At 66.6% G+C, this 25,830-nt stretch carries 27 protein-coding genes; 8 read left to right on the top strand and 19 right to left on the bottom strand.

All coding sequences use genetic code 11. The features are described from left to right. Positions 1–22: 22 nt before the first annotated feature. Entirely contained in the window at positions 23–928 is a 906-nt protein-coding gene (gene purU, locus ACZ9J7_RS04925; protein ID WP_476207515.1) for a formyltetrahydrofolate deformylase, read from the bottom strand. Positions 929–1,051: 123 nt separating this feature from the next. On the opposite strand from purU, the gene ACZ9J7_RS04920 reads away from it, so the two are divergent. After that, entirely contained in the window at positions 1,052–1,732 is a 681-nt protein-coding gene (locus ACZ9J7_RS04920; protein WP_476207513.1) for a GntR family transcriptional regulator, read from the top strand. 128 nt (positions 1,733–1,860) lie between these two features. Continuing rightward, positions 1,861–2,139, top strand: a complete 279-nt coding sequence (locus tag ACZ9J7_RS04915; protein ID WP_476207511.1) for a hypothetical protein — start codon at positions 1,861–1,863, stop codon at positions 2,137–2,139. 279 nt (positions 2,140–2,418) lie between these two features. Here ACZ9J7_RS04915 and ACZ9J7_RS04910 read toward each other — a convergent pair whose 3' ends face one another. The 7 genes from ACZ9J7_RS04910 to ACZ9J7_RS04880 all read right to left on the bottom strand — a co-directional run bounded on the left by ACZ9J7_RS04910 (position 2,419) and on the right by ACZ9J7_RS04880 (position 8,140). Then, entirely contained in the window at positions 2,419–3,228 is an 810-nt protein-coding gene (locus ACZ9J7_RS04910) for an IclR family transcriptional regulator (protein WP_476207509.1), read from the bottom strand. Between the two features lie 82 nt (positions 3,229–3,310). Beyond that, on the bottom strand, positions 3,311–3,649 hold the full coding sequence (gene uraH, locus ACZ9J7_RS04905; RefSeq protein WP_476207507.1) for a hydroxyisourate hydrolase: 339 nt from the start codon (positions 3,647–3,649) through the stop codon (positions 3,311–3,313). Next, on the bottom strand, positions 3,646–4,143 hold the full coding sequence (gene uraD / locus ACZ9J7_RS04900; protein WP_476207505.1) for a 2-oxo-4-hydroxy-4-carboxy-5-ureidoimidazoline decarboxylase: 498 nt from the start codon (positions 4,141–4,143) through the stop codon (positions 3,646–3,648). The genes uraH and uraD overlap by 4 nt, the downstream gene beginning before the upstream one ends. A 179-nt stretch (positions 4,144–4,322) precedes the next feature. Further along, on the bottom strand, positions 4,323–4,748 hold the full coding sequence (locus tag ACZ9J7_RS04895; RefSeq protein WP_476207503.1) for an ATP-binding protein: 426 nt from the start codon (positions 4,746–4,748) through the stop codon (positions 4,323–4,325). Then, positions 4,741–5,073, bottom strand: coding sequence for an STAS domain-containing protein (locus ACZ9J7_RS04890; protein WP_476207501.1), 333 nt, complete (start codon positions 5,071–5,073; stop codon positions 4,741–4,743). The genes ACZ9J7_RS04895 and ACZ9J7_RS04890 overlap by 8 nt, the downstream gene beginning before the upstream one ends. Then, positions 5,073–7,031 carry a glycosyltransferase family 2 protein gene (locus ACZ9J7_RS04885; protein ID WP_476207499.1) on the bottom strand — a complete coding sequence of 653 codons (1,959 nt, stop codon included), beginning with the start codon at positions 7,029–7,031 and terminating at the stop codon, positions 5,073–5,075. The genes ACZ9J7_RS04890 and ACZ9J7_RS04885 overlap by 1 nt, the downstream gene beginning before the upstream one ends. Continuing rightward, positions 7,028–8,140: a PP2C family protein-serine/threonine phosphatase gene (locus tag ACZ9J7_RS04880; RefSeq protein WP_476207497.1), complete on the bottom strand. Its 1,113-nt coding sequence runs from the start codon at positions 8,138–8,140 to the stop codon at positions 7,028–7,030. The genes ACZ9J7_RS04885 and ACZ9J7_RS04880 overlap by 4 nt, the downstream gene beginning before the upstream one ends. Before the next feature lie 244 nt (positions 8,141–8,384). On the opposite strand from ACZ9J7_RS04880, the gene ACZ9J7_RS04875 reads away from it, so the two are divergent. After that, positions 8,385–8,666, top strand: coding sequence for a hypothetical protein (locus tag ACZ9J7_RS04875; protein ID WP_476207496.1), 282 nt, complete (start codon positions 8,385–8,387; stop codon positions 8,664–8,666). A 172-nt stretch (positions 8,667–8,838) separates the two neighbouring features. Here the strand turns inward: ACZ9J7_RS04875 and ACZ9J7_RS04870 are convergent, their stop codons facing one another. Continuing rightward, complete coding sequence (locus ACZ9J7_RS04870; RefSeq protein WP_476207494.1) at positions 8,839–9,411, bottom strand: GNAT family N-acetyltransferase; 573 nt, start codon at positions 9,409–9,411, stop codon at positions 8,839–8,841. Between the two features lie 97 nt (positions 9,412–9,508). Between ACZ9J7_RS04870 and ACZ9J7_RS04865 the strand changes: the two genes are divergently transcribed. Further along, positions 9,509–10,897 (top strand): MFS transporter, encoded by a 1,389-nt coding sequence (locus ACZ9J7_RS04865; protein WP_476207492.1) that lies wholly within the window; start codon positions 9,509–9,511, stop codon positions 10,895–10,897. Positions 10,898–10,964: 67 nt separating this feature from the next. Here ACZ9J7_RS04865 and bcp read toward each other — a convergent pair whose 3' ends face one another. The 7 genes from bcp to ACZ9J7_RS04830 all read right to left on the bottom strand — a co-directional run bounded on the left by bcp (position 10,965) and on the right by ACZ9J7_RS04830 (position 18,419). Further along, a complete protein-coding gene (bcp, locus tag ACZ9J7_RS04860) occupies positions 10,965–11,444 on the bottom strand; it encodes a thioredoxin-dependent thiol peroxidase (protein WP_476207491.1) in 480 nt (159 codons plus the stop codon). A gap of 81 nt (positions 11,445–11,525) precedes the next feature. After that, entirely contained in the window at positions 11,526–12,194 is a 669-nt protein-coding gene (locus tag ACZ9J7_RS04855) for a winged helix-turn-helix transcriptional regulator (protein WP_476207489.1), read from the bottom strand. Between the two features lie 9 nt (positions 12,195–12,203). Then, complete coding sequence (gene allB / locus ACZ9J7_RS04850; protein ID WP_476207487.1) at positions 12,204–13,547, bottom strand: allantoinase AllB; 1,344 nt, start codon at positions 13,545–13,547, stop codon at positions 12,204–12,206. Further along, a complete protein-coding gene (locus tag ACZ9J7_RS04845; RefSeq protein WP_476207485.1) occupies positions 13,540–14,733 on the bottom strand; it encodes a glycerate kinase in 1,194 nt (397 codons plus the stop codon). The genes allB and ACZ9J7_RS04845 overlap by 8 nt, the downstream gene beginning before the upstream one ends. A gap of 2 nt (positions 14,734–14,735) precedes the next feature. Beyond that, positions 14,736–16,526, bottom strand: coding sequence for a glyoxylate carboligase (gcl, locus tag ACZ9J7_RS04840; protein WP_476207484.1), 1,791 nt, complete (start codon positions 16,524–16,526; stop codon positions 14,736–14,738). 165 nt (positions 16,527–16,691) lie between these two features. Next, a complete protein-coding gene (locus ACZ9J7_RS04835) occupies positions 16,692–17,570 on the bottom strand; it encodes a 2-hydroxy-3-oxopropionate reductase (protein ID WP_476207482.1) in 879 nt (292 codons plus the stop codon). A 48-nt stretch (positions 17,571–17,618) separates the two neighbouring features. After that, the gene (locus tag ACZ9J7_RS04830) at positions 17,619–18,419 is read right to left on the bottom strand and encodes a hydroxypyruvate isomerase family protein (protein WP_476207480.1); all 801 of its coding nucleotides are present in this window, start codon (positions 18,417–18,419) and stop codon (positions 17,619–17,621) included. 192 nt (positions 18,420–18,611) lie between these two features. On the opposite strand from ACZ9J7_RS04830, the gene ACZ9J7_RS04825 reads away from it, so the two are divergent. Continuing rightward, positions 18,612–19,484 (top strand): hypothetical protein, encoded by an 873-nt coding sequence (locus tag ACZ9J7_RS04825; RefSeq protein WP_476207478.1) that lies wholly within the window; start codon positions 18,612–18,614, stop codon positions 19,482–19,484. A gap of 100 nt (positions 19,485–19,584) precedes the next feature. Here the strand turns inward: ACZ9J7_RS04825 and ACZ9J7_RS04820 are convergent, their stop codons facing one another. Continuing rightward, on the bottom strand, positions 19,585–20,874 hold the full coding sequence (locus ACZ9J7_RS04820) for an MFS transporter (RefSeq protein WP_476207476.1): 1,290 nt from the start codon (positions 20,872–20,874) through the stop codon (positions 19,585–19,587). Positions 20,875–20,940: 66 nt separating this feature from the next. Beyond that, entirely contained in the window at positions 20,941–22,161 is a 1,221-nt protein-coding gene (locus ACZ9J7_RS04815) for a M20 metallopeptidase family protein (protein ID WP_476207474.1), read from the bottom strand. Positions 22,162–22,289: 128 nt separating this feature from the next. Here ACZ9J7_RS04815 and ACZ9J7_RS04810 point away from each other — a divergent pair, with 128 nt between their 5' ends. Beyond that, positions 22,290–23,321: an Lrp/AsnC family transcriptional regulator gene (locus ACZ9J7_RS04810; protein ID WP_476207472.1), complete on the top strand. Its 1,032-nt coding sequence runs from the start codon at positions 22,290–22,292 to the stop codon at positions 23,319–23,321. Positions 23,322–23,331: 10 nt separating this feature from the next. Here the strand turns inward: ACZ9J7_RS04810 and ACZ9J7_RS04805 are convergent, their stop codons facing one another. Next, entirely contained in the window at positions 23,332–24,312 is a 981-nt protein-coding gene (locus tag ACZ9J7_RS04805; RefSeq protein WP_476207470.1) for a hypothetical protein, read from the bottom strand. A 143-nt stretch (positions 24,313–24,455) separates the two neighbouring features. On the opposite strand from ACZ9J7_RS04805, the gene ACZ9J7_RS04800 reads away from it, so the two are divergent. Together ACZ9J7_RS04800 and ACZ9J7_RS04795 are read left to right on the top strand one after the other, a co-directional pair. Further along, positions 24,456–24,755 (top strand): putative quinol monooxygenase, encoded by a 300-nt coding sequence (locus ACZ9J7_RS04800; protein WP_476207468.1) that lies wholly within the window; start codon positions 24,456–24,458, stop codon positions 24,753–24,755. Positions 24,756–24,788: 33 nt separating this feature from the next. After that, complete coding sequence (locus ACZ9J7_RS04795) at positions 24,789–25,667, top strand: Rieske (2Fe-2S) protein (protein ID WP_476207467.1); 879 nt, start codon at positions 24,789–24,791, stop codon at positions 25,665–25,667. Positions 25,668–25,830: the final 163 nt, after the last annotated feature.

The raw sequence follows: 25,830 nt of genomic DNA, 5'->3' as shown, positions 1-25,830 counted from the left end.
TTAGGTCTGCGGACGGGGGTGCTTAGCGGAACACCACGGTGCTGGTCTGGTCCAGCAGCACGCGGTGCTGGCAGTGCCAGCGGACGGCGCGGGAGAGGGCGAGGGCTTCGGCGTCCTGGCCAACGGTGGACAGCTGGGCCGGGCCGTAGGTGTGGTCCACGCGGATGACTTCCTGTTCGATGATCGGACCCTCGTCCAGGTCGGCGGTGACGTAGTGGGCGGTGGCGCCCACCAGCTTGACTCCGCGGTCGTAGGCCTGGTGGTAGGGGCGTGCGCCCTTGAAGCCGGGGAGGAAGGAGTGGTGGATGTTGATGGCCCGGCCCTCCAATGCCCGGCAGAGGTCGTCGGAGAGCACCTGCATGTAGCGGGCCAGGACCACGAGGTCGGCCTCGTACTCGTCCACCAGCTCCAGCAGCCTGCGCTCGGCATCGGCCTTGGTGTCCGGGGTGACGGGGACGTAGATGAAGGGGAGCCCGGCGGCTTCCGCCATGGCGCGGTGGGTCTCGTGGTTGGAGACAACTGCCACCAGTTCGCCTCCGAGGCTGCCGCCCCGCCAGCGGAAGATGAGGTCGTTGAGGCAGTGGCCGAACTTGGACACCATGACCAGGACGCGCTTGGGGGTCTGGTCGTGGAAGCTGAACTTCATGTCGAACCGGCCGGCGATGCCTGCGAACTCTTCCTCGAGCATGGCAGGCGTGTAGTTGGGGGAGCCGGAGAACGCGGTACGTAGGTGGAGCGTCTCGCGCAGGCTGTCGTCGAACTGCTGGTGCTCGTCGATGTTGAAGCCACGTTCGAACAGGAACGTGGTCACGGCCTGCACAATTCCTGCCTGCTCCTTGCACGACAGGGTCAGCACCAACTTCTGCTTCTGCTCTTCCTTGAGCGCCGGCAGGGTGATGGTTGCTGAGGCTGTTTCGATGAGGGTCATGGCCCCTCCTCCTTCTAGATATATTCAAAAGCAACGGACTGATATATTAGATTGAGTGCCAGCGTATACTGGTCCCCAGGCGAGGTCAATAGTTTTTTCTGGTCGGGAAGAAGGGGCTCAGCAATGGCATTCGAAGCTTTGGCGGTGACGGACGACGCGGGGAGGAAGTCCCTGGCCGAGGTCGCCTACGAAAGCATCCGCGACTGGCTGCTGACCCTTGAGATCAAACCGGGCGAGCTGCTGAACGACGAGCTCCTGGCCAAGAACCTTGGCGTGGGGCGGACTCCCGTGCGCGAGGCCCTGAAGCGGCTGGAGCTGGACCGGCTGGTGAAGACCTATCCCCGGCGGGGCACGTTCGCCACCAGGGTGGACGTGACCGACCTTTCGTTCATTTCCGAGATCCGCGCCCAGCTCGAACCACTGGCGGCGGCGCGTGCCGCGCGGGTGGCTTCCCCCGCGGTCCGGGACGGGCTGCGCGCCATTCTCGAACAGGTCGAGGAATTCGACGTGTCCTCGGCAACGGTGACAGAAACGCTGCAGCTAGATGCCCGGGTGCACCAGGGCATCTACGCCGCCGCTGCCAACCCGCACCTGGAAGACATCCTGATCCGCTATGACAACCTGGCAACGCGCATTTGGTGCATGGTCATCGACCGGCTGCCTGACTTGTCCCACCACGTCCATGAGCACCTCGATCTGCTCCGTGCAGTCATCGATGGGGATGAGGAACGGGCTGCGGAGCTTGCCCGCGCCCATGTCAGCGGATTCGAAAGTGCGGTCCGGGAGGCCCTTTTCAAGGCGTAGCCCCAGCCGCCCTGGGCGCCTGTTGACACGGAGTGTGACCTGGACCATACTCGGATTCCAGATTGATATATCAATCAAATATCAGTGATGGTTTCGAGCGGCGACGGCGCCGGTGATTGGAGTGACCAGTGAATTCCCAGGCAACCCTTGAAGCCCCACATCGTGCCACTGGCCTTGACCCCGAACAGGATGGGCAAAGCGGCACCTCGAAGAAGGCTCTCGGCCTCCGCGCCGACTGGGCACGCCTGCCGGGCCGCAGTGTCGAAGTGTGGCTGCGGGGAGAGCATGTGGCCAGCGGGGTGGTGGACCAGGCTGCGGAGGACGGCACGGTGCTCTGGATAGCCGCCGAGGGCATCAGCACACGCCGCATCTTCGACAAGTCGTCCGGCTATCAAATCTGGACATAGCCCCTGGATTGGGAGCTTCAGCTCCCAATCCAGGCAATAACCATGGAGCCCCGGCGCTGTACGCGCCGGGGCTCCATTCCACATGGCTGGTTCTGCAAAGATCAACAGAGTTCGCGTTAAGCAACAAGTGTGCTTTACGTCATTTTCAAAGCCAGGGCGACGTGCCCCAGAAACGCGGTTCGGCAGGCGGGCGGAGGGGAACAGGCCGCCGCTTAAAGAGGCAGTGACCCGGGGTTCCAACGAACCCCGGGGTCACTGCGTTGCTGACGCTGGCGGCCTTCAGCGCTGCGTGTACCCCATGTTGGCGCTGACTTTTAGTCCCGCGTCCTTGAGGGTTTCCAGCAGGCCCGGGATCTTCTCGGGCTCGAAGCGGAATGCCGGCCCGGAGATGCTGAGGGCGCCGATCACGGCCCCCTGGTGGTTGTAGACGGGCACTGCCACGGCATTCAGGCCGATCTCGAACTCCTCCCGCACTACCGCGTAGCCCTTGGCCGCTACCTCGAGCAACTGGGCATCCAGTTCCTTGCGGGAGGTGATAGTCCGGGCGGTGCGGGCAGTCAGGCCTGTCTCCTTCAGGATCCTGTCCCGGTCGTCCGCCTCCAGGGCCGCGAGGAGGACCTTTCCGCTGGAGGTGGCGTGAAGCGGGGTCAGGCTTCCCACCCAGTCGTACGTGGCCAGGGTGGAAGGGCCCATGGCCTGGTCCACGTTCACGGCATAGTTGGAGCGCAGGACGGCCAGGTTCACGGTTTCCTTGAACTCATCCGCCAGGCTCTCCAGGACGGGCCGTGCCTCCCGGACCAGGCTCAGGCGGCCCGGAATCGAGCTGGCCAGGCGAAGGATCCCAAAACCGAGCTGATACTTCCCGCGCTCGCTGTTTTGATGGACCATCTCGCGGGTGACCAGCGAACCCATCAGCCGGGACACGGTGGACTTGTGGATCCCCATTTCCTCGGCGATTTCGCTCACGCCCGCATGTCCCTCGCGTGCCAGGATCTCCAGGACGGTCAGGGCCCGCTCCACGGACTGTACGCCGCCGGACTGTCCGCCTTCCGCATCGGTATCGGATTCAGTTTCCTTATTCGAAGCCATACTTCCTGATCCTATGCCGGTTAATGTGATGGCCATGACATTGCGGCAGTCCGGCCGGCCTGCGGAAGCCCGGGGCGGACTGCTAGCTGCCGCGGTAGGTGGAGTAGGCGAACGGGCTCAGGAGCAGCGGAACATGGTAGTGCTCGGGGCCGGTGACCTCGAAAACCAGGTCCACTTCCGGGAAGAACGTCTGCGTCTGCAGACCTGCGTAGTAGGCGCCCGTGGCGAAGTTCAGTTTGTAGTGGCCCGGTTCCAGTTGGTCCGGCCCCAGGTCCTTGGCCCGGCCGTCGGCGTCGGTGCTGGAGGCGGCCAGCTCACGCCAGGTGCCGGCGTCGTTCCGTGAAAGGACGACGGCGACCCCCGCCGCCGGGCGTCCGGCACCGGTATCGAGGATGTGGGTGGTCACGTGGGAGACGCTCATTCGTTGATCAGTCCTTCGAGCCGCAGTACGGCGATTTCGCGCAGCTGCTGGGCCACGATGCTGTCTTCTTCTTCGGGGGAATTGGTGAGCCGCTGCTTCAGGGCCGCAAGGATGTCCTGGGCGCTGCGACCGGCTGCCCGGATCAGGAAGACGCGGCCGAACTTCTCCTCGTACTCCCGGTTCCCGCGCGCCAGGGCATCGGCGACAGCAGTATCGGCAGGGTCCACGCCGGCCTGCTCGGAACGGGACATGGACGCCTCGGCGCTGGCCGCCGTCGGGCGTTCCCCGATCCTGGGGTGGTGGGCCATGGCGGCTTCAACCTCTGCCGAGGTGAAGGGGCTGGCCGCTTGGGCGGCGAACTCCAGGAGCTGATTGCGGGCGGCGAAGGGCCGGGCCCCGGCTACGGCCTCCACCCAGCGGCTGACGTCGATGCAGGGCCGCAGGAGGGCCTGGGCGGAGGCCGGATCCGCGCTGTTGAATTCGGCAAGCTTCATGCTGGCAGTAATCCTTGGGGTGATGCTGGCATCCATGGTGACGGCTATGCGGACGCCGGAAAACCCGGCACCTGCCTGTGGAAACTCCACAAGCAGGCTTCCGCATCATGGAACTGTTATTTCAGCATACGTAATATTCAAGAGCAGGCGCGCTGCACTGTCAAGCGGTTCGGGAGTCCCTAGTCCTGCGACGACGTCCGGGACAGGACCCACGTGTTGGTGCCGTCCTGGCGTTCGAAGGTCACCGTGGTCACCAGCGCCTCGATCAGGGCCAGCCCGCGCCCCGACTCTGCGTCCTCGCCGGGGACGGCCGGCTCCATGGGGCCGAACGGCGGCTTCGCGTGGTAGGCGCTGACCCGTGCCTGCAGCATGGCCTGCTGCACGGTGGTCTCCACACCCAGTTCCACGTCCCGGTCGCCGGCGGGCTGGGCGTGCTGGACGATGTTGGACGCGGACTCGATGACCGCGGTGGTGAACGTCATCTGGTCCATGTCGTTGACGAACGGAACGTCGAGCCACAGGCTGTCGAGGTCGTTGTGGACTGCCTCGATGGCGTCCTCGGCGGCGGGTCCCCGGAAGCTGCGCGAAGCCAGGACCTCAGTCATTGCTGAACGCCTCCTCGGCCGTGGGGTAGGCGGTGAGGACCCTGTCCATGCTGGTCAGCTTCAGCACCATGTTCACCTGGGGCTGGACGGCGGCGATCCTCAGGTCCCCGCCGGCCTGGCGGGCGGCCTTCAGGCAGCCGATCAGCGCGCCGAGTCCAGAGGAATCCATGAACGCCGTGTTTTCCAGGTTGACCACGATCCGGTTGGACCCACCCGCGATCACATCCGTCACGAACTCGCGCAGCTTCGGCGCGGAGACCATGTTCAGCCGCCCGTCCGCCTTGACCTCCGCGTACGAGTCTTTGACCTCATAACTGAACTCCATCAGGATTCCTCTCTGTTTGCAGGTTCTGCGGCCGGCTCGTACCCCTTGTAGAGGACGGCGCGGACCAGGATGCTCATGACCACCAGGTCAAAGACCACCCAGACGACGTTGACCAGGGTGCCCAGCGGTTCCGCCAGGCCGGTGGCCAAGCGGACAATCCCGACGACGGCCGCCAGGGCGAGCAGGATGGACACCACGATCTGGGGCCGGATGAGGCTCCAGCTGGGTCCACCGCTTTGGCGTGCCTTGGGGGTGACGGCAAACCCGAGGGGACGGCCGAACCAGACGTTGCGGGCCGCCGTCGTGCACGCCTTGATCCAGGTGGGGAACAGCGCAAGGCTGTACTGCTGGCCGCGCCAGGTGGGGATGCCGCGGCCAGCCACGGCGAACAGCAGCTGGTTGACCACCATGAACGGGATGAACCGGATGAAGAAGTCCCAGCTGAGGCTGCTGACCGGCAGGATGCCCAGCAGCAGGTAGATGATGGGGGCCGCGAAATAGATGACGGCGGCGAACCCGCTGAGGTACGTCCACATGGTGGCGAAGTACATCAGGCGCTGGCCGATTTTGAGGCCCTTCTGCACCAGGGGGTTCTCCCGGAGCAGCACCTGGATGGTGCCCTGGGCCCAGCGGAGACGCTGCGTGAGCATGGTGGCGATGTCCTCCGGCGCCAGGCCATACGCCAGGATTTCGTGGTGGTACACGCTCTCCCAGCCCATGGCGTGCATGCGCATCGCCGTGGCCATGTCCTCGGTGACCGAAATGGTGGCCAGCGGCATGACGGGCTGTGCCTCGTTGCTGCGTTCCACGGTCAGCGCATCCAGCACGGCCTGGACGGATTCCAGGGCACCCAGGGGGGACCAGTCGCGGGCGGACATCCGCTGCACGGCGTCGTCCGCCACCACCGGGACGCCGGACTCGCCCACATGGGCCAGTTCCATCGCGGCGATTTCCTCGAGGTCGGCCTGCAGGGCTGCGACGTCGGCCTGGACCAGGGTCTGCACGGCGGCGTCCACGCGGCGGCGGACCCGGTACGTGACTTCGCTGAGGGGCCGGCCGGCGTCCACTTCCTCCTGGGCTTCGCGGGTGGCGGCCTCTACCTCGTCCAGGACCTCCGCCACCAGGGGTGACTCCACGTCCGCCGACTTCCGGGACTGCTTGATGGCTGCCCGGGAGGCGGCCAGGGCGCGGCGGATGCTCTTTTCGGTCTCCTTGACGTAGCCCACCAGGCCCAGCTGCATCAGGGCCTCGCGGCGCAGGATGGCGTTGGATCCGCAGAAGAAGGCGGCGTTCCAGCCGTCCTTGCCCTGCTGAATGGGGCCGTAGAACAGCGGTGCCTGGCTGCCCAGCGGATCGCTGGCAGGAACATTGCTGAAGTACTGGGGCGTCTGGACCAGGGCCACCCGGCGGTTGTTGAAGTAGCCCAGGGTCTTTTCCAGGATGTCCGGCTCGGGGATCTGGTCCGCGTCCAGGATCAGCAGGAACTCACCGTGGGTGACCATGAGGGCGTTGTTAAGGTTGCCCGCCTTGGCGTGCCGGGGCAGGTCCTTGGTCCAGTCATCGCTCCGGGTGACGTAGCCCAGGCCATGCTTTTCGCAGAGGGCCTTGAGCTCAGGGCGTGCGCCGTCGTCCAGGATCCACGTGCTGTGCGGGTGCCGGATTTTCTGGGCCGCCAGTGCGGTGGTGAGGACCATGTCCAGGTCCTCGTTGTAGGTGGTGATGAACACATCCACGGTGGCGTCGTGCGGCGGCTCCGGCGCACCCTTGCGGATCTTCAGCTTCCACACGGTCATGCCGAAGAGCATGACGTCGATGAGGCTGTAGGTTTCGGCCGCCACCAGGGGGAGGGCGATCCACCAGGCGTCCCAGTTGAGCGAGGACATCCAGCGCCAGGCGATGTAGTTCAGGCCGGTCAGGACGGTCAGCACCACCACCAGGCGGGTCCAGAAGCGGGTCACGCGGCCACGCCTTCGGGGAGGCGGCGGACCACGACCACCGTGACGTCGTCCTCGGCCGTCTCTGCAGGAGCCAGGGCCAGGATGGCGTTGGTGGCTTCCTGCGCCGAACCTGCCAACTGCGTGGCCCGCCGGACGGCGTCGGTGAAGTCCTCCACCGATTCAAAGACGTCCAGCACGCCGTCACTGACCACCACCAGCGAGTCGCCGGGTGCCAGTTCCAGTTTGGCCTGCGGCCATTGTGTCCCCGGCCAGGCTCCCACCGGTGGTCCGCCCGAGGGGAGGCGGTCCGCCGGCCCGGCAGGCTGGACGTGCAGTGCCAGGCCGTGCCCGGCGTCGACATAGCTGACGTTGCCGGACGCCGCGTCCAGGCGGGCGTGGAACAGGGTCACGAAGGAGTTGGAGGAGTCCAGGTCCGTGGCGATCGCCTTGCTGGCGGAGGCGAAACCGGCGTCGAGGTCCTGGCGCAGGCCGGTGGAGCGCATGACGGCGCGGACGGTGGCCGCGATCAGGGCCGCGCCCATGCCCTTGCCCATGGCGTCGGCGAAGGTCAGGTGGAGCCCGTCAGGGGTCTGGTACCAGTCGTAAAAGTCGCCGCCCACGTTGCGGGAGGGCCGGAACAGGCCTGCCACGTCGTAGCCGTCCACCCGGATGTCCTCTTTCGGCAGGAGGCTTTGCTGCACCTCCGTGGCACGTTCCAGCTCGCCCCGGGCCGCCGATTCCGCGGCGGCGGAGGGCCGGCGCCGGAACAGGGCATTGATCCTGGACTGCAGTTCGCGGGGGCTGAACGGCTTGCTGATGTATTCGTCGGCGCCGTTGTCCAGGCCGGTCAGCTTGTCCAGTTCGTCTGCCCGGGCGGTGAGCATCACGATGAACGCATCCGAGAATTCGCGCAGGAGCTTGCACACCTCCAGCCCGTCAAGGTCCGGCAGGTTCAGGTCAAGCGTCACCAGGTCCGGCTTGCGCCGGCGGACTTCCTCCACGCCCGGCAGGCCGGCGCCTGCGTGCGTGACGTCGAAGCCCTGCTTGACCAGGACACGGACCAGCAGTCCGCGGATGTCCGGATCATCTTCGATGACCACCGCACGGCGGGATTCGGAGGGAGAGACCATGCTCTACTTCTACAGTATTAAGGCGCACAGGGCATGTCTTAGGCTTCACAGTTTCTGGTGACGTCGCTGACAAACGCGTGGTGCAGGAACCACGCCGACCCGATCTTGCGGAAATCTTGGGACCTGCTTGCCGGGACGTTGAGGAACGCCGGTCACACTCGAAACAACGCAGCAGCTTTCCGTGAACCAGGGTACGACGACGACCGCGCGGAAGCTGGCCAGCTTGCGGAAGGCGGGGAAGCCAATGGAACACGTAAAACAAAACGGGATGGACAAAGCCAAGGCCTTCCTGCGCGTCCTCTTCCACTCACGGAAGGTACGGGCCGCTGCCAGGGAACTGGAGCAGGCACTCGCCGAATCCCGGGAGGTCTCCAGCTGGCCCGGGGACCGGCTGCAGGTTGGCGAGGACATGTCCAGGCAGGTGGAAAAACTCACCCACCGGCTCAAGCTGGAGACCGAGGCGCACCACAGGCTTGAGGCCCTTTTAAAGACTGCGGGCGGAGGGCATTCCGTCGCTGCCTTGTAGGTGCCACACTTAGCAGCAATCGATTGGCTGGGGATAGTCAGGAGATTGCTGTGAGTTTGTTTGTCGGTTGGTCGTACCTGATGGCTGGACTCATGACCATGGACGCGATGCTGCTGGCATTGTGGGCCATGGAAATCGATTGGGGAAAGTACTGGCGCCGGAAGTAGCGCGGTTACTCCAGTTCCAGCCGCATCAGCACCCGCGGGAAGCCGTTGAGCACCGAGGTGGTGTCCGCAGCCTTCGTGAAGCCGGCATCCTCGAAGAGCTTGCGGGTACCCACGTATGCCATGGTGAGGTCCACCTTGTGGCCGCCGTTGTCCACGGGATAGCCCTCCACCACGGGAGCGCCATAAGCGCGGGCCATGGCAACGGCGCCGGCCAGCAGATGGTGCGAAATTCCCTTGCCGCGGTGGCCGGGACGGACGCGGAGGCACCAGACCGACCAGGCGTCCTGGCCGTCGACGTGGGGAATCCGCCTGTTCCGGGCGAAGCTGGTGTCCGCCCGAGGGTGCACCGCTGCCCACCCGACTGGTTCGCCGTCGTCGTACGCCACGACGCCCGGCGGCGGATCATGGGCCACCAGTTGCCTGACCAGCTCCCCGCGCTCCTCGCCCCGCAAGGACGCGTTCTGCTGCGGGGGGATGCGGTAGCTCAGGCACCAGCAGACGGTGGCGTCGGGCCGTTTGGGCCCCACCAAGATCCTGACGTCCTCGAAGCCCGTTGCGGGGCGCACCTCAATGTCCATGCTGCGATGCTAACCCTGGACGCCTCCGGCCCCCAGCTGCCTCCCAGTCCGGCTTCCACCCTGTTGGCGCGCGCCGGCCCTCATTACACTGGGACGCATGACCCCGCAGGAACCGGGCAGTGCTGCCGCGGATCCGGATACCGTTGCCGCCTCCCTGCGAACGCCGGGCGAACGCTCCCGCACCTTCGCCGGCATCCTGGTTAACACCGCACTGGCCAACATCACCACCAGCTACCTGTGGTTCGCGCTGACGTTCTGGCTGTACCTGGAGACGCGCAACGTGATCGCCACCGGGGTGGTGGGTGGCGCCTACATGCTGTTGATTGCACTGTCCAGCATCAGCTTCGGCACGTTCGTGGACCGGTACCGGAAGCTGGCCGTGATGCGGTTCGCCGCCGCCTTCACCCTGGTGATGTTCGTGCTCTCAGGAGTGATGTTCCTGCTGACGCCTGCCGCGTCCCTGCTGGACCTGGGGCGGCCGTGGTTCTGGATCTTCACCGTGGTCATCCTGGTGGGGGCCGTGGTGGAGAACCTGCGGAACATCGCCCTGTCCACCACGGTGACCATTCTCATCGAGCCGGAGCGGCGGGCCAATGCCAATGGGCTGGTGGGGATGGTGCAGGGGCTGATGTTCATTGTCACGTCGCTGCTGTCCGGACTCTCGGTCGGATTGCTGGGCATGGGCTGGACCATCGCCGTCGCGCTGGTGCTCACGGCGCTGGCTGCGGCGCACCTCCTGACGCTCCGGATGCCCGAGGAGGTCCAGGTGGCGGCATCGGACGCCCACGGTGGCTTCGACCTTCGGGGTTCGTTCACTGCCGTCCTGGCCATATCGGGGCTGTTCGCGCTGATCGTGTTTTCCACGTTCAACAACTTCATCGGCGGCGTCTACATGGCGCTGATGGACCCGTACGGGCTGGAGATGTTTTCGGTGGAGATGTGGGGCGCCGTCTTTGCGGTTGGATCCACGGGGTTCATCATAGGGGGCGCGCTGATTGGCAAATTCGGGCTCGGCGCCAACCCGCTGCGGACCCTGCTGCTTGCGGTGGCGGCCATGGGGGTGCTCGGCGCGATGTTCACGCTCAGGGAGTGGGCGTGGCTCTACGTCCTGGGGATCTGGCTGTACCTGGTGCTGGTGCCGTTCGTGGAGGCCGCTGAACAGACCGTCATCCAGCGGGTGGTGCCGCTGGAACGGCAGGGCCGTGTCTTTGGCTTCGCCATGGCCTTCGAGTCCGCTGCCGCCCCCGTCACGGCGTTCCTCATCGCCCCCATGGCCCAGTACTGGATCATCCCGTACGCGCGGTCCGCGGACGGCGCCGCGCGCCTGGCACCACTCCTGGGTGAGGGCACCTCCCGCGGCATCGCCCTGGTGTTCCTGGTGGCCGGGATCATTATGATCGTGGCCGCCCTGCTGGCCTTCCTGGCCCCGGTCTACCGCCGGGTGTCGGCATCGTACGCGCAGGCGGCAGCGGAAACTGCGGCTTAAGCCCGGACGCCCCGGCACACAGGGTGCCGGGGCGTCCGCGGAAATGCTGCGGGAAGGGGTGGCGGGTCTAGAGTCCCAGCGCTTCCTTGAGGCGGGCGACGTGGCCGTCGGCCTGCACCTGGTACTGGGCCAGGGTGACGTTTCCTTCAGGGTCCACCACAACCGTGGAGCGGACGATGCCTTCGTGGATTTCGCCGTGGACCAGCTTTTCGCCCCAGGCGCCGTAGGCCAGGGCAACCGCGTGGTCGGGATCGGAGAGGAGGGGGAAGGTGAGGGAGAAGTCGCCGGTGAAGCCGGCCAGGGCTTCCTGGGCGTCCGGGGAGATGCCGACTACCTCGTAGCCCTTGCCCTGGAGGGAGGCGAGGCTGTCGCGGAAGTCGCAGGCCTCCGTGGTGCAGCCGGGGGTTGCGGCCTTCGGGTAGAAGTAGACGATGACGTTCTTGCCACGGTAATCGGCCAGAGAGGTCTCGCGGCCCTGGGCGTCCCGGAGGGTGAAATCAGGAGCCGGGGTACCGGGCTGAAGCTTGGTGGTCAGGGTGGGGCTCATGGCGTTCCTTTGTAAGACTCGGTCAGTGATGGCCAAACATCAAGTGAAGCGGGTCACCGCTTACTGATACAAACCAGCGCGTCATATGCAGTATTCCGCCGGACCCCGAACGGCCGCGAGCGGGCCCGGCACAAACTGGTAGCCGCCGCCGCGGACGGTGGCCACGGCATGGCGGGCGTTGCCCAGTTTCTTGCGGATCCTGCCAACGTAGACGTCGATGGAACGGGCGGTGGCGCCGGGGAAATCCAGTGATTCCAGGAAATCCTGCAGTTCTTCGCGGCCTACCGTGCGGGACAGGTGCGTCACCAGGTAGCGCAGCACCTTGTATTCGACGCCGGTCAGCGCCACCGGGCTGCCGTCCAGCAGGACGGAGTCGGCGGCGAGGTCCACGGCGACCCGGCTGACGGGGCCGGCCGACGGCGGCAGTCGCGTGCCGCCGTCGGGCCTGGTTGCGCCGGGGTTCTCCGCCGCGGAAGGAACGCGAGAGGAGTCGGCTGCGGCTCCTTCCGTGCCGGCGGAGACCCCGGACGTGGGGGCTCCGGCGGCAGGCCAATGGACTTCCGCCTCCGGAGCAGTTTCGAGGGCCCTGGCGAGGACCATTTGGGCGGCGTGGCGCAGGAGTTCCGGGGTGGTTCCTTCGGCGGGAACCACCCACACGGCCAGCCCGTGGGCGGTGGCCCGCCTGGCCGGAACCGCCTGATGGGCCGGGTGCGGAACAGCCGTCCGGGGATGGTGTGCTTCCACTGCCATGGCGCGTCCCTAGACGCCGCCGCGGCGGATCAGCCTGCCCGTAGGGGTCTGGCCGTCCACTGCGGCGCCGCGGAGGAAGGTCCTGCGCACCACGCCGGATAGGGCCTTGCCGTCGTACGGGGTGATGGGATTCTTGTGCTTGAGCTTGGACACGTCCACCACGAATGCCTCGTCCGGGGCGAACACGGCAAAGTCGGCGTCATAGCCCAGGGCGAGCTGGCCCTTGTTGGTGAGCCGCGCGAGGTTGGCAGGCCGTTCCGCCATCCAGGACACCACCTGTTCCAGCGGGATGCCGCGGTGGCGCGCTTCTGTCCAGATCAGGGACAGGCCCAGCTGCAGGGACGAGACGCCGCCCCAGGCCACGGCGAAGTCGCCGTTCTCAAGGTCCTTCAGGTCCAGCGTGGAGGGGGAGTGGTCCGAGACGATGCAGTCGATGGTGCCGTCCAGCAGGCCCTGCCACAGCAGTTCCCGGTTGGAGGCTTCACGGATGGGCGGGCAGCACTTGTAGGCGGTGGCACCGTCCGGGATTTCCTCCGCCATCAGGGTCAGGTAGTGCGGGCAGGTCTCCACGGTGAGCTTGACGCCGTCGCGTTTGGCGCTGGCAATCATGGGCAGGGCGTCCGACGACGACAGGTGCAGGATGTGCGCACGCGCACCAGTCCAGCGGGCGCGTTCAATGACCTCGGCAATCGCCTTGTTCTCGGCGCCGCGGGGGCGGGAGGCCAGGAAGGTTTCGTAGTGGTCCCCGCCCGGGTGGGGTGCGCGGTCGATGGCGTGCGAGTCCTCGGCGTGGACGATCATGAGCGAGTCGAAGGACTTCAGCTCGGCCATGTCCTCTTCCATCTCGTCCGCCTCGAGGTGCGGGAATTCGTCCACGCCGGAGTGCAGGAGGAAGCACTTGAAGCCGAAAACGCCTTCGTCGTGCAGGGGACGGAGGTCGGCCTTGTTGCCGGGGATGGCGCCGCCCCAGAAACCGACGTCGACGAACGCCTGGTCCTCGGCCACTTCGCGCTTGAGCTTGAGGTTTTCCACGGTGGTGGTGGGCGGGACGGAGTTCAGCGGCATGTCGATGATGGTGGTGACGCCGCCGGCTGCCGCGGCGCGGGTGGCGGAGGCGAAGCCCTCCCATTCGGTGCGGCCGGGCTCGTTGACGTGGACGTGGGTGTCCACCAGGCCCGGGAGCAGGGTCTCGTCGTCGGCCAGTTCGATGACCTCGGCTCCGGCCAGGCCGTTGCCCAGTGGCTCGATGGCCACGATCCTGCCGTTGCGCACCCCCACTTCGCGCGGGGCGATGCCGGCGGTGGTCAGGATGCGCCGGCCCCGGATGACGAGGTCAAAGCGTTCTTCAGACACGGAGGTCCTCCTTGGTACTTGCGGTGGCAGGCCTGTTGGCCGCCAGCCCCGCACTGATCTGGGTGCCCAGTTGCTCCAGCAGCGGCCCTGCCTCTGCTATGCACCTGTTTACATCGGTTTCGAGCGCCGTCAAAGCATGGATGTCCTCGAACCCGGCTGCCGCGGCCTGGTCCGGGTCCAGGGTGGTCCGGCCGCAGACGGCCAGGACGGGAACGCCCTGGGCCGCCGCTGCCCGGGCAACACCCATCGGCGTTTTGCCCAGCAGGCTTTGTTCGTCCAGGCTGCCTTCACCCGTGATCACCAGGTCGGCGCCCGCCAGGCGGTCCGCCAGCCCCGTGAATTCAAGGACGACGTCGATACCCGGCCGCCGCGTTGCGGCCAGGACGGCGATGGCGGCGTAGCCGACCCCGCCGGCTGCCCCGGCTCCGGGAGCCTCGGCAGCCTTGACGGCGCGGAATCCGATTTCCCTGGCCAGGACTTCGACGAACCTGGCCAGGGCGGCGTCGAGCATGCCGACGTCTTGTTGCGCGGCGCCCTTTTGCGGACCAAAGACCGCCGCGGCGCCCTGGGCGCCCAGCAGCGGGTTGTCCACATCGGATGCCAGCACAAACCGTGTGTCCACCAGGCGGGGTTCGAAATCGGTGAAGTCGATGCTGTGCAGGTTTGCCAGCGCAGCCCCGCCCGGTGGGAGTTCGTTGTTCCTGTTGTCCAGGAACCTGGCGCCGAGCCCCTGGAGGAGCCCCGCGCCGCCGTCGGTGTTGGCACTTCCGCCCACCCCGAGGATGATCCGACGGCAGCCGGCGTCCAACGCTGCCCGGATCAGCTGTCCGGTGCCCAGACTGGTGGCCGTGGTGGCATCCGCCGAATCCGGACGGCGGCCGGTCCGGACGCTTGGCACCAGGGCAAGCCCGGACGCCGTCGCCATCTCGATCACGGCCTCGTGGCCCCGGACCGCGAATTCCGCCGCCACGGGCTGGCCGGTGGGGCCGCTCACCGTTGCCGTGCGGCGGGTGAAACCGGAGCCGACGGCGGCGTCGAGGGTGCCCTCGCCGCCGTCGGCCACCGGAATCCGGACAATGTCCAGGTTGCCGCCGGCACCGCGCTGCAGGCCCTTCTCAAGGTAGCTGCACACCTCCGGGGCGGACAGCGATCCCTTGAACTTGTCCGGGGCAATAACCACGCGCATGGTTATGCCTGCAGGGCCAGGATGGCGGTGGGGGCGTCGGCGGCGGTCTCTGCCAGTTCCTCGAACTCGTTCACCGCGTTGATTTCGACACCCATGGAGATGTTGGTGACCTTTTCCAGGATCACTTCCACCACCACGGGAACCTGGAACTCGCCCATCAGGGCCTTGGCCTTGTCGAACGCGGCGGCCAGGTCGTTGGGGTCCTCCACGCGGACGGCCTTGCAGCCCAGGCCCTCGGCCACCTTCAGGTGGTCCACGCCATAGCCGCGGGTGTCCCCGGACAGGTGCGCGCTGTTGATGTTCTCGAACGCCAGGGACACGTTCTGCTCCATGTTGAATCCGCGCTGGGACTGGCGGATCAGGCCCAGGTAGGAGTTGTTGACCACCACGTGGATGTACGGCAGGTTGAACTGCGCGCCCACGGCCAGTTCCTCGATCATGAACTGGAAGTCGTAGTCGCCGGAGAGCGCCACCACGGTCTGGTCCGGGTTGGAGCGGGCGACGCCGAGGGCTGCCGGGGCGGTCCAGCCCAGCGGGCCCGCCTGGCCGGCGTTGATCCACTTGCGCGGGCCGAAGACGTGCAGCATCTGGGCGCCGGCGATCTGCGACAGGCCGATGGTGGACACGTAGGTGGTGTCGCGGCCGAAGGATTTGTTCATCTCCTCGTACACGCGCTGCGGCTTGATGGGGATGTTCTCGAAGTGCGTCTTGCGGTGCAGGGAGGCCTTCCGGTCCTGGCATTCGGCAACCCAGGCGCTGTAGTCCGGCAGGGACCCGGCCGCTGCCCGCTCCTTGGCGAGCTCAACCAGCCCGGCCAGCGCCGCGCCGGCGTCGGACGCGATGCCCAGGTCCGGTGAGAACACGCGGCCGATCTGGGTGGGCTCGATGTCGATGTGCACGAACTTGCGGCCGGCAGTGTAGGTTTCCAGGCCACCGGTGTGGCGGTTGGCCCAGCGGTTGCCGATGCCGATCACGAAGTCGGACTGCAGGTAGTTCTCGTTGCCGTAGCGGTGGCTCGTCTGCAGGCCCACCATGCCGGCCATCAGCTGGTGGTCGTCCGGGATGGTGCCCCAGCCCATCAGGGTGGGGATCACCGGAACGTTGAGGGTCTCGGCCAGCTCCACCAGCTGCGCGGAGGCGCCTGCGTTGATGATGCCGCCACCGGCCACGATCAGCGGGTGCTTGGCGGCGAGCAGCATGTCCAGGGCCTTCTCCAGCTGCTTGCGCGAAGCCTTGGGCTTCTCGACGGGGAGTGGCTCGTAGGTGTCGATGTCGAATTCGATTTCTGCCATCTGCACGTCGATGGGCAGGTCCAGCAGCACCGGGCCGGGGCGGCCGGAACGCATCAGCTGGAAAGCCTTCTGGAAGGCGCCCGGAACCTGGCCCGGTTCCAGGATGGTCATGGCCATCTTGGTGACTGGCTTGGCGATGGACTCGATGTCCACGGCCTGGAAGTCTTCCTTGTGCAGTTTGGCCACCGGCGCCTGGCCGGTGATGCAGAGCATGGGGATCGAATCTGCCCAGGCGGCGTAGAGCCCGGTGATCATGTCGGTGCCGGCGGGGCCGGAGGTGCCGATGCAGATACCGATGTTGCCGTCCTTGGCGCGTGAGAAACCGTCGGCCATGTGGCTGGCACCCTCAACGTGGCGTGCCAGCGTGTGGCGGATGCCGCCGTGGGCGCGCATGGCGGAATAGAAGGGGTTGATGGCCGCGCCTGGCAGGCCGAACGCCTCGATGGCGCCTTCCTTTTCCAGGATGGCCACCGCTGCATCAACGGTACGCATCTTGCTCATGGGGTGCTCCTTGAAAGCTTGTGGTTTGGCCCGGTGGTTGAGCCTGTCGAAACCTGTTTTTGGGTGTGCTGAAGGAAGGCCCGGCGGTTCGGGCTTTCGAAGTTTGTTGGTTGAGCTTGTCGAAACCTGGATATCGACAAGCTCAATCACCGTTTAGTGGCCGGCCTATTTCCTGCCGCTGAGCTGCAGGACCTGCTTGAAGAGTCCGGAGTGGTCCAGTGCGCCGTCGCCCTGGTTGACGGTGGCGGCGACGAGCTGGGCGGCGACGGCGCCGAGCGGGATGGCGACGTTGGCTTCGCGGGCAGCGGCGGTAACGATGCCCAGGTCCTTGTGGTGCAGGGCCAGGCGGAAGCCGGGGTCGAAGTTGCGGTCCAGCATCTTCTGGCCCTTCTGGTCCAGGACCTTGGAGCCGGCCAGGCCGCCGCCGAGGACCTTGAGGGCTGCGTCGGTGTCCACGCCGTAGGCCTCGAGGAAGGCGACGGCTTCGCCGAGGACCTCGATGTTGACGGCGACGATCAGCTGGTTGGCAGCTTTAACCGTCTGGCCGGAGCCGGAGGGGCCAACGTGGACGATGGTCTTACCCACTGCGTTCAGGACGTCCTGGGCGTCGTCGAAGTCTGCCTTGTCGCCGCCGACCATGATGGACAGGACGGCGTCGATGGCGCCCTGTTCGCCGCCGGAGACCGGGGCGTCGAGGGGGCGGATGCCGGCTTCGCGGGCCTCGTCGCTCAGGCGCTTGGCGACGTCGGGGCGGATGCTGGAGGCGTCGATCCACAGGGCGCCCTGCTTCGCGTTGGCGAAGACGCCGTCCTTGCCGCTGACAACACCCTCAACGTCGGGGGAGTCCGGCACCATGGTGATGACGACGTCGGCCTCTTTGACTGCGTCAGCGATGCTGGAGGCGCCCTTGCCGCCTTCGGAGACCAGCTTGTCGATCTTGTCCTGGCTGCGGTTGAAGCCGGTGACGGTGTGGCCGGCCTTGACCAGGTTGATGGCCATGGGCAGGCCCATGATTCCGAGTCCGATGACTGCAACGTTGCTCATGATGGTTCTCTTTCTGAAGTCTTTATGTCTTGCTGGTGTGCGGTGGGGTCAGCGTGCGACGCGCTCGCGGATGGCCCAGCTGAAGGCCGTTTCCTGCGGTTCCTTGTACTCGAGGCCGATGTAGCCTTCGTAGCCGAGTTCGCGGCTGCGGGCGATCCATTCTCCGAGCGGGAGGGTGCCGGTGCCGGGGGCGCCGCGGCCGGGGTTGTCCGCGATCTGGATGTGGCCGAAGTCCTTGGCGTGGTTCTCGATGACGGCCTGCACGTCGTCGCCGTTGACTGCCAGGTGGTAGAAGTCGGCGAGGAGCTTGATGTTCTCTGCGCCGGCCTCTTCCTTGACACGGGCGATGACCTTGAGGGCGTCGTCGGCGGTGAGGAGCGGGTACTTGGGTGCGCCGCTGACGGGTTCGAGGAGGACGGTGCCGCCGATGCGGGCGACGCCTTCGGCTGCTGCCGCCAGGTTCTTGACGGCGAGTTCATCCTGCTCTTCGGGGGTGAATTCGTCCTGCCGGTTGCCGTAGAGGGCGTTGAAGGCCTTGCAGCCCAGGCGTTCGCCGATGCCGGCCACGACGTCGATGTTGTCCTTGAACTCGGAGCAGCGTCCCTTCCAGGAAACCAGGCCACGGTCGCCGCCGGGCATGTTGCCCGCGTTGAAGTTCAGGCCCGTGAGCTGGACACCGGCGTCCGTGATGGCGTTCTCGAACCTGGTGATTTCACTGTCCGCCGGGACGGAGGACTCGAAGGGCCACCAGAACTCAACCGCGTCGAAGCCGGCTGCCTTGGCTGCGGCGGGGCGCTCCAGCAGGGGCAGCTCCGTGAGGAGGATGGAGCAGTTCACTGTGTACGTCATCGTAGGTCCTTCCGAGGAGGGGCTTTGATCTATCTTCCCTTGCTTCCGGCCTTGTCACCGTTTCCGCTTTGTGGAATTTAGATTCTGCTTTATGAAAAGTGTAGGGAAAGTGGGCGGGGGTAGTCAAGGGGAGCCGTGGGCAGGAGACTGGTAGCAGGTAAGCCCGCCCACCGTGAAGGAACTGGAGCGAATATGACCGCTGCCCGCCTCCGGCTTCTGGCCTGGCTCATAGCCCTGGCCGCCGTGGTCGCCGGCTGCACCCCGGCAGCGGCACCTGGGCAGACCCTGCCCGGAACCGCGGCCCCTTCGCCCGGGGCGGGCGCCACGGTGTCCACCCCGGCGGCCGGTTCGGCAAGCTCCGCGCCGGACGCGGCCGACGTCGCCCTCGCTCCTCCGCAGGTGCCGGTCCCGGCGGTGGTACCTGAGGCGGGTTCGGCTGCCCCGCCGGCTCCGGCCCCCGCACCGCAGCCGTTCGCCCTCAACCTGTACCGGGAAGGAGACTTCGTCCCGCAGTACACCTTCGACTGGTGCGTTGCAGCGAGCATCCAGATGGCGCACAACCTTATTGACGACACCGGCGGCGGCACCTGGGCCGACCGCACGCAGCAGAATGAGCTGTGGGAGAGGGCCCGCGCCCACTCCTCGGACTCGTTCAACGGTGCCAATCCCTTTGGCTGGGCGCAGGTACTGACGGAAGCGGGGATGGGGCCGTACGCCGTCGTGAGCGTTCCGGGCTATGACGAGGCACTGCGGACCGCGGCCCGTGCCATCACTGAGACGGGCAGGCCGGTGGGCCTGGTGATGTGGAGCGGCCGCCACGCCTGGGTCATGAGCGGCTTTGAATCAATGGGCGATCCCCGGCAGTTCCCCGACTTCCTGGTGACCGGCGTCCACGTCCTCGACCCGCTCTATCCGTACGGCAGCGGCCAGTGGGGACCGTCGCCGGCGCCCGATGCGCTGCTCACGCCGGAGCAGCTGGCCACGCAGTTCGTGGTCCGCGAACCGCGGCGCTGGAGCAGCGGGCTGGCCGCCGGCTATCTGCTGGTGCTGCCCACCGCCGCGTAGCCAGCCCGGCATCCGGCCCGGCTGCCTCGAATCCCTGGAAACGCCAAACATCCCCGGCACGAAAAATTGTGCCGGGGATATTTGTTTGGGAAGCCGGGAGCTAGTGGGTCAGGTCCTTGCCCTTGGTTTCAGGAATCGTGAACACGAACGCTGCGCTGACCACCAGGAGCAGCACTGCGTAGATGTTGAACACCTGCGGTGCCCCGAGTGAGGAGCCAAGCCACTGCTGGAGGTAAGGGGCAGTGCCGCCGAATACGGCCACGCAGATGGAATAGGGGACGCCGACGCCCACGGTGCGGATCGAGGTGGGGAACAGTTCCGCGTACACGGCCGGAACAATGGCCGCGCTCGCGGCCACGAAGATCAGCATCACGGACATGCTCACGGCCAGCTGCCAGGCGGAGTCCTTCAGCAGCCAGGTCATGGGGAAGTGCAGCACCGCGGAACCGATGGCACCGGCCCACAGGACCTTCTTGCGGCCGATCCGGTCCGAGAGCTTTCCCCATACCGGCAGGGCTGCGATGAAGACGATGTTGGCGATCACGCCCGCCCACAGCGCCTCGCCGCGGTCGATCTTCAGTGCGGTGGTGGCGTAGCTGGGTGCCACGACGCCCCAGATGTAGTAGATGACCGTCAGGCCCACGGTCAGTCCGATGACCTGCATGGCCTGCTTGCGGTAGCGGACAATCTGCGGCCAGATGGGAGCGCGCTTGGCGGTGACGGCCTCGTCCTGGAACGCCTCGGTCTCGTGCAGGCGCGACCGCATGATCAGCGCGTACAGGCCCATGGCGGCGCCGATCAGGAAGGGGACCCGCCAGCCCCAGGCGTTCATCGCCTCGGTGCTCAGCGACATGTTCAGGACGGCGCCCAGCAGGGTGCCGAACAGGATGCCCACGGTGCCGGACGTGTAGATGAGGGTGGCCCAGAAGCCGCGGTGCTCCTTGGGTGCCATTTCGGACAGGTATGTCTGCGACGACGGCAGCTCGCCGCCGTGCGCCAGGCCCTGCACCAGACGGGCCACCAGCAGCATCAGCGAGGCGAACGCGCCGACGCTGGCGAACGTGGGGGCTACGCCGATCATCAGGCTGCCGAGGGAGGCGAGGCCGACGGCGAACGTCATCGAGGTCTTCCGGCCCACCCGGTCACCGATCCAGCCGAAGAGGAAGCCGCCGAAGGGCCGGGCGACAAAGCCGACGGCGAAGATCGCCAGGGTGGACAGTACGGCCGACGCCGGGTCTTCCTTGCTGAACAGCTGGCTGGCGATGAAGGGGGTGAAGGTGGCGTAGATAGCCCAGTCGTACCATTCAACGGCGTTGCCGATGCCGGTGCCGACGACGGTCTTGGCGGTGGACATGCGCCCCGCCCGGGGCTTGCTTACTGCAACGGACATGGTGTTCTTCCTGGTCATTGGTCTATTGGGTGGGGGCAGCGTTGCTGCCGGATAGGGGAGGGGCGCTTACGCGGCCCGTGAGAGCGTGGCGAGCCGTGAGATGGCGAGTTCCGCGTACAGCGCGGCCCCGTCGGCCAGCACGGCGTCGTCGAACGTTGCGTACGGTGAGTGGTTGAAGGGTGAGGCGGAGTGGTCGGCGCCGGGTGCAACGGCGCTGAGACCGACGAAGGTGCCGGGCACCTCGGCCAGTACCCGGGAGAAGTCCTCCGAGCCGCTGAGCGGGGTGGCCCAGCGCGAGAGGCGGCGCTCGCCGAAAAGCTTGGTGATCACTTTCTCTGCGGTGTGGGTTTCGTCTTCGCTGGTGATGGTGAGCGGGTACTCCTGCAGGTAGTCGACGGCGACCTCCACCCCGTGCGCGGCTGCAATCCCCTTGAGCAGGCGGGGCACGGCGTCCATCATCTTCAGCCGGGATGCTTCGGAGAAGGTCCGGATGGTTGCTTCGATGCGGGCCGACTCCGGGATGATGTTCCGCTTGGTCCCGGCGTGCAGCACCCCCACGGACAGGACCACGGGATCGAACATGTTGAACTGGCGGGTGACCATGACCTGCAGGGCCGTCACCATCTCGGCAGCCACGGTGACGGGATCCTTGGCCGAGTGCGGGGCCGAACCGTGGCCGCCGGCGCCGAGTACCGTGACTTCCAGCCCGTCCGAGGCGCTGAGCATGACGCCGGGCTTGGTGCAAAAGGTGCCGTGCGGCTCCAGTGAGGAGAATACGTGCATGCCGTAGGCGGCCTGGACGCGGGGGCCGGCGGCGTCCAGCACGCCTTCCCGGATCATGTAGCTGGCACCGTCGCACCCTTCCTCGCCCGGCTGGAACATGAGGACGACGTCGCCCTGGAGCTGGTTCCGCTTCTCCGCCAGGAGCGTCGCGGCTCCGGCAAGCATGGTGGTGTGCAGGTCGTGGCCGCAGGCGTGCATGGCGCCGTCAGCCTGGGAAGTGAAGTCGACGCCGGTCTTCTCCTGGACGGGCAGGCCATCCATGTCGGCGCGGAGCAGCACGGCCGGCCGCTGTGCGCCGGCACTTGGACTGCCGCCACGCAGGACCGCGGTGACCGACGTCGTCTCTTTGCCCAGGGTGACCTCGAAGGGGAGCCCATCCAAGGCCTTGAGGACCTTCTCCTGGGTCCGCGGGAGGTGGAGGCCGATTTCCGGCTGCCGGTGCAGGTCGTGGCGCAGGCGGACCAGGTCATCCTGCAGGTCCTTGGCGTCGGCGGTTATGGTCATGTGTTACTCCTTGGCAATGGGCTTCAGGGCTTGGGGACTATTCTGAAGTGGCGTGGTTCACATTTCCGTGAAGCGCAGGAATTATTCTCGGGCTGCCGATATCGGGCAGGATTCATGCAGGGAAAAGGATGGTTTGGGTGGAGCTTAGCGAAGACGACCTTGCGCTGATCCAGGTGCTGCAGGCATCCCCGAGGCTCGGCTGGGCTGACGCTGCCAAGGTGCTGGACGTGCATGCCACCACCCTTGCGGCCCGCTGGGACCGCCTGACGTCGCAGGGGGCGGCATGGGTGACGGCCCACCTGGCGGGTGACCCGAAGCAGATGCTCCTGGCCTACGTCGCCGTTGACTGCGAGATGAACCGGCGGGACAGTGTCACGGCGCAGCTTGCTGCGGTTCCAGAGATCGTCACGGTGGAGGAGGCGGCGAGCAACCGGGACCTGATGCTGACGGTCATTACCCGCTCACTGGAGGAGTTCAGCGAGCGGGTGGTTTCACACCTGAAGACCATTGATGGGTTGACCAAGTACCAGGTGGCCCTGTGCACCCGGCTGCACAGCAGCGGGGACGACTGGCGGCTGAATGTCCTCAACCGTTCCCAGCTGGCCACCCTTCGCACGCTCGGACCACCTGCAAGCGTTGAGCCTGCGCACACTGCCGGGCAGCTTCCGCAGAGCCACCTTGACCTGCTGCCGTTCCTGGCCCGGGACGGCCGTGCCACAGCTGCCCAGATTGCCCGTGCCCTTGGCCGCCATCCCGCCACCGTCCAGCGGCAGCTGAACCGGGTCCTGGCCAGCGGCATCCTCTCGTTCCGCTGCGAAATCGCGCAGCGGTACTCGTCGTTTCCGGTGACCTGCCAGTGGTTCGTGAACGTCCCTGCCGGCCAGCACGAGGCAGCTGCCGCCGAGATCCGCACCATCAGCAATGTGCGGCTGAGCGCCTCCACTACCGGCCCCACCAACTTCGTGATCATCATGTGGCTGCACACGCTGGCAGACGTCATGTCCGCTGAGCTGGCGCTGCAGCAGAAGGTGCCCGGCCTGGAGATTGTCGAAAGTGCGGTCATGCTCCGGACGGTCAAGCGGGTGGGCTGGATGCTGAAGGAAGATACGACGGCGAGTGGCGCCGTCGTTCATGGTGGGAGCCTGGGCGCGGCGGAGTGAGCGTGGGGGCCTACCGCTGGTCGCCGCCGCCGCCGCCGTGCAGTGCTGGTTCGGGACGCCTGTTTTTCCGCTCCAGAAGGGCCAGGGAAAGTGCTCCGACCAGCCCAACGCCCAAGGCCAGCAGCACGATGGGTCCCGCGCCGCCCGCAGGACCCAGGGTGGCGGCGAGGATATCGCGCGACAGCATGGCCATCTCGGAGAAGTTGCCGAGGTATGCGCGGGTGCCCAGAACGTAATTGACGCTGGTGAACAGGGCGGGAACCAGCCACAGCAGTGCGAGGTCTGCCGCCCACACCCACAGGCGGGCGGGAGGTTTGAAGCCGCACCAGGATAATGCGGCGCCCACAAGCACGGCAGGAAGCCAGTGCCACACGATTGTCAGGAAAATCGGCACCCCGCCCGGGCCGCCCAGGAACGCGGCGGCGGCAGCTGCCAGCCATGAAGCAAACGGCACCGCCATCAGGCCAACGCCCAGGGCCACGACGGGACGGGATAGCGAGACGAACAACAGGAGGGCCACCACGCCGGCTGCTATCGCAGCGATGGTCCCGCCGAGCAGGCCGGCGATGTAGATGGAAGACCTGGGCTCCGGGTCCAGGCCGCTGCTGAGGGCTGCGAACGACTGGACGGTGGCCCCTCCGTGGACCAGGAGCATACCGCCCACTGCACATGCAGCGGCGGATCCGCGGCGGGCAGGCTTCAACGCTCGCAGGGCGAGCCCTGTGGCGGATGCGCCCACGGTGAGCAGGGCAACGAGGGTGGTGCTGCGGTACTGGCTAAGCGGCAGGAGGGCAAATGGCATATCGCGGGGCTGTGTTTCCTCTCCCCAGAGGTTCTGCACAGGAAGTTGGGCCCCTGTGATCAGCCAGGGTGCCAGCCCCAGGAGTCCTCCCAGGATTCCCAGCAGGGCAGCAGTGGCCGCCTCCGCAGCGGGTGTCCGGCCGGTCCGGCGGTCACCCGCGCCGGCCACGCCAAGTCCGGTGCTTTCCATGGAACGCCCTTTGATTGCAGGTAGGCCACCGAACGGAAGGCAGGCCAACACAATAGTACAACGTATGGATTAAAGGTTCGCGGCTGTGTGCTGGAGCAGGCGAACCCTCCCCACCGCCCGGTTCCCTGCTGCAGACTGTCCGTATGACCTTCGCGAATGTGGGAATGCTTGGAACGAAGCCCGGCCAGCGGGATGCCCTGGTGGCCATCCTGCTCCGGCCGAAACCGGGGATGAAGGAAGCCGGGTGCCTGCTCTATGAGGTGGGCGTCAACGCCGATATGCCTGACACCGTGTTCGTCTCCGAGCTGTGGGAGTCCGCTGAGGCGCATCAGGCATCGCTGCAGTTGGACAGTACGCGGGCCGCGATCTCCGAGGCGATGCCACTCCTGTCCGGGCAGGCGTCGGGCCACCGATTCACTGTGTTGGGGTCGCCGTTGCGGTGAGTGGATTGCAGTAATCGGGGTAAGGGAGGACACATGAAACCGTTGCCCGCACTTGAGCTTGTCACCCGCTTCGAGGATGCCGAGTGGCTCGATCCACTGGCCAAGAGCGTCCGGAAAATCGTGCTCAAGGTCATCAAGCCCCGATGGGCCCGTGATGTCCTCCATGGCGTCCCCATTGGACACCCGGTTCACCCCCTTGCCGTGCAGGTGCCCATCGGCGCCTGGGTCTCCGCCGGCATACTCGATGCGGTACCCGGGGGCGAGAAGGCCGCCAGGCTGCTCATCGGGGTGGGCGCCGCCACCGTAATTCCGTCTGCGCTGGCCGGGTTCACCGACTGGTCCCAGCTGCACCCGCAGCAGCAGCGGGTGGGGTTGGTGCATGCCGCGGCAAACGTCACCGCCACCGGCCTCTATGTGGCATCCCTCGTGCGGCGGGCAACCGGCGGAGAAGGCAGCGGCAAGGTGCTCGCGTACCTCGGGCTCGCCACGGTGGGCGCCGGTGGTTTCCTGGGCGGCCACCTCTCCTACCGCCAGGCGGCCGGCGTAAACCACAGCGAAGAAATTCCCCACCGATTCCCGTCCGGCTGGCACCCCTTGGCGCCCCTGGCGGAGCTGCCCGAGGGTGGCCTGCACAAGCGCGATGTTGCCGGTATCCCGCTGCTGGTCCACCGCGAGGGCGGGACGGTCAACGTATTGTCCGACGTCTGCAGCCACCTGTCCGGACCGCTTCACGAGGGCAAGATCAAGGACGACGGCGGGGACCCGTGCGTCGTTTGCCCATGGCACCGGAGCGCATTCTCGCTGCGCACCGGCGAGGTCAAGTCCGGCCCGGCAACTTCCCGGCAGCCGCTGTTCGAAACCCGCGTAACGGGGGACCTGGTCGAAGTACGCCTGCCCGGGGCTGACGGCTAGGGAGGCCGTTCGGCCCTACCGTCGAAGGCGGCCCGGCGTAAAACTGGGTGTATGGCGAGGCCCAATCGAGTGGAATGGTCCGGCCATGCCCCGCCGTGGCATAAGGCAGCAATTGCGCGAGCCTTCGTGCCTCCCGCGTGCCTTCTTCATTACAGTCTTCGGA

Source organism: Pseudarthrobacter sp. TE9888, from assembly GCF_056279345.1.
The sequence above is the reverse complement of the archived record's forward strand: the minus strand, read 5'-3'. Positions and strand labels throughout refer to the sequence as shown.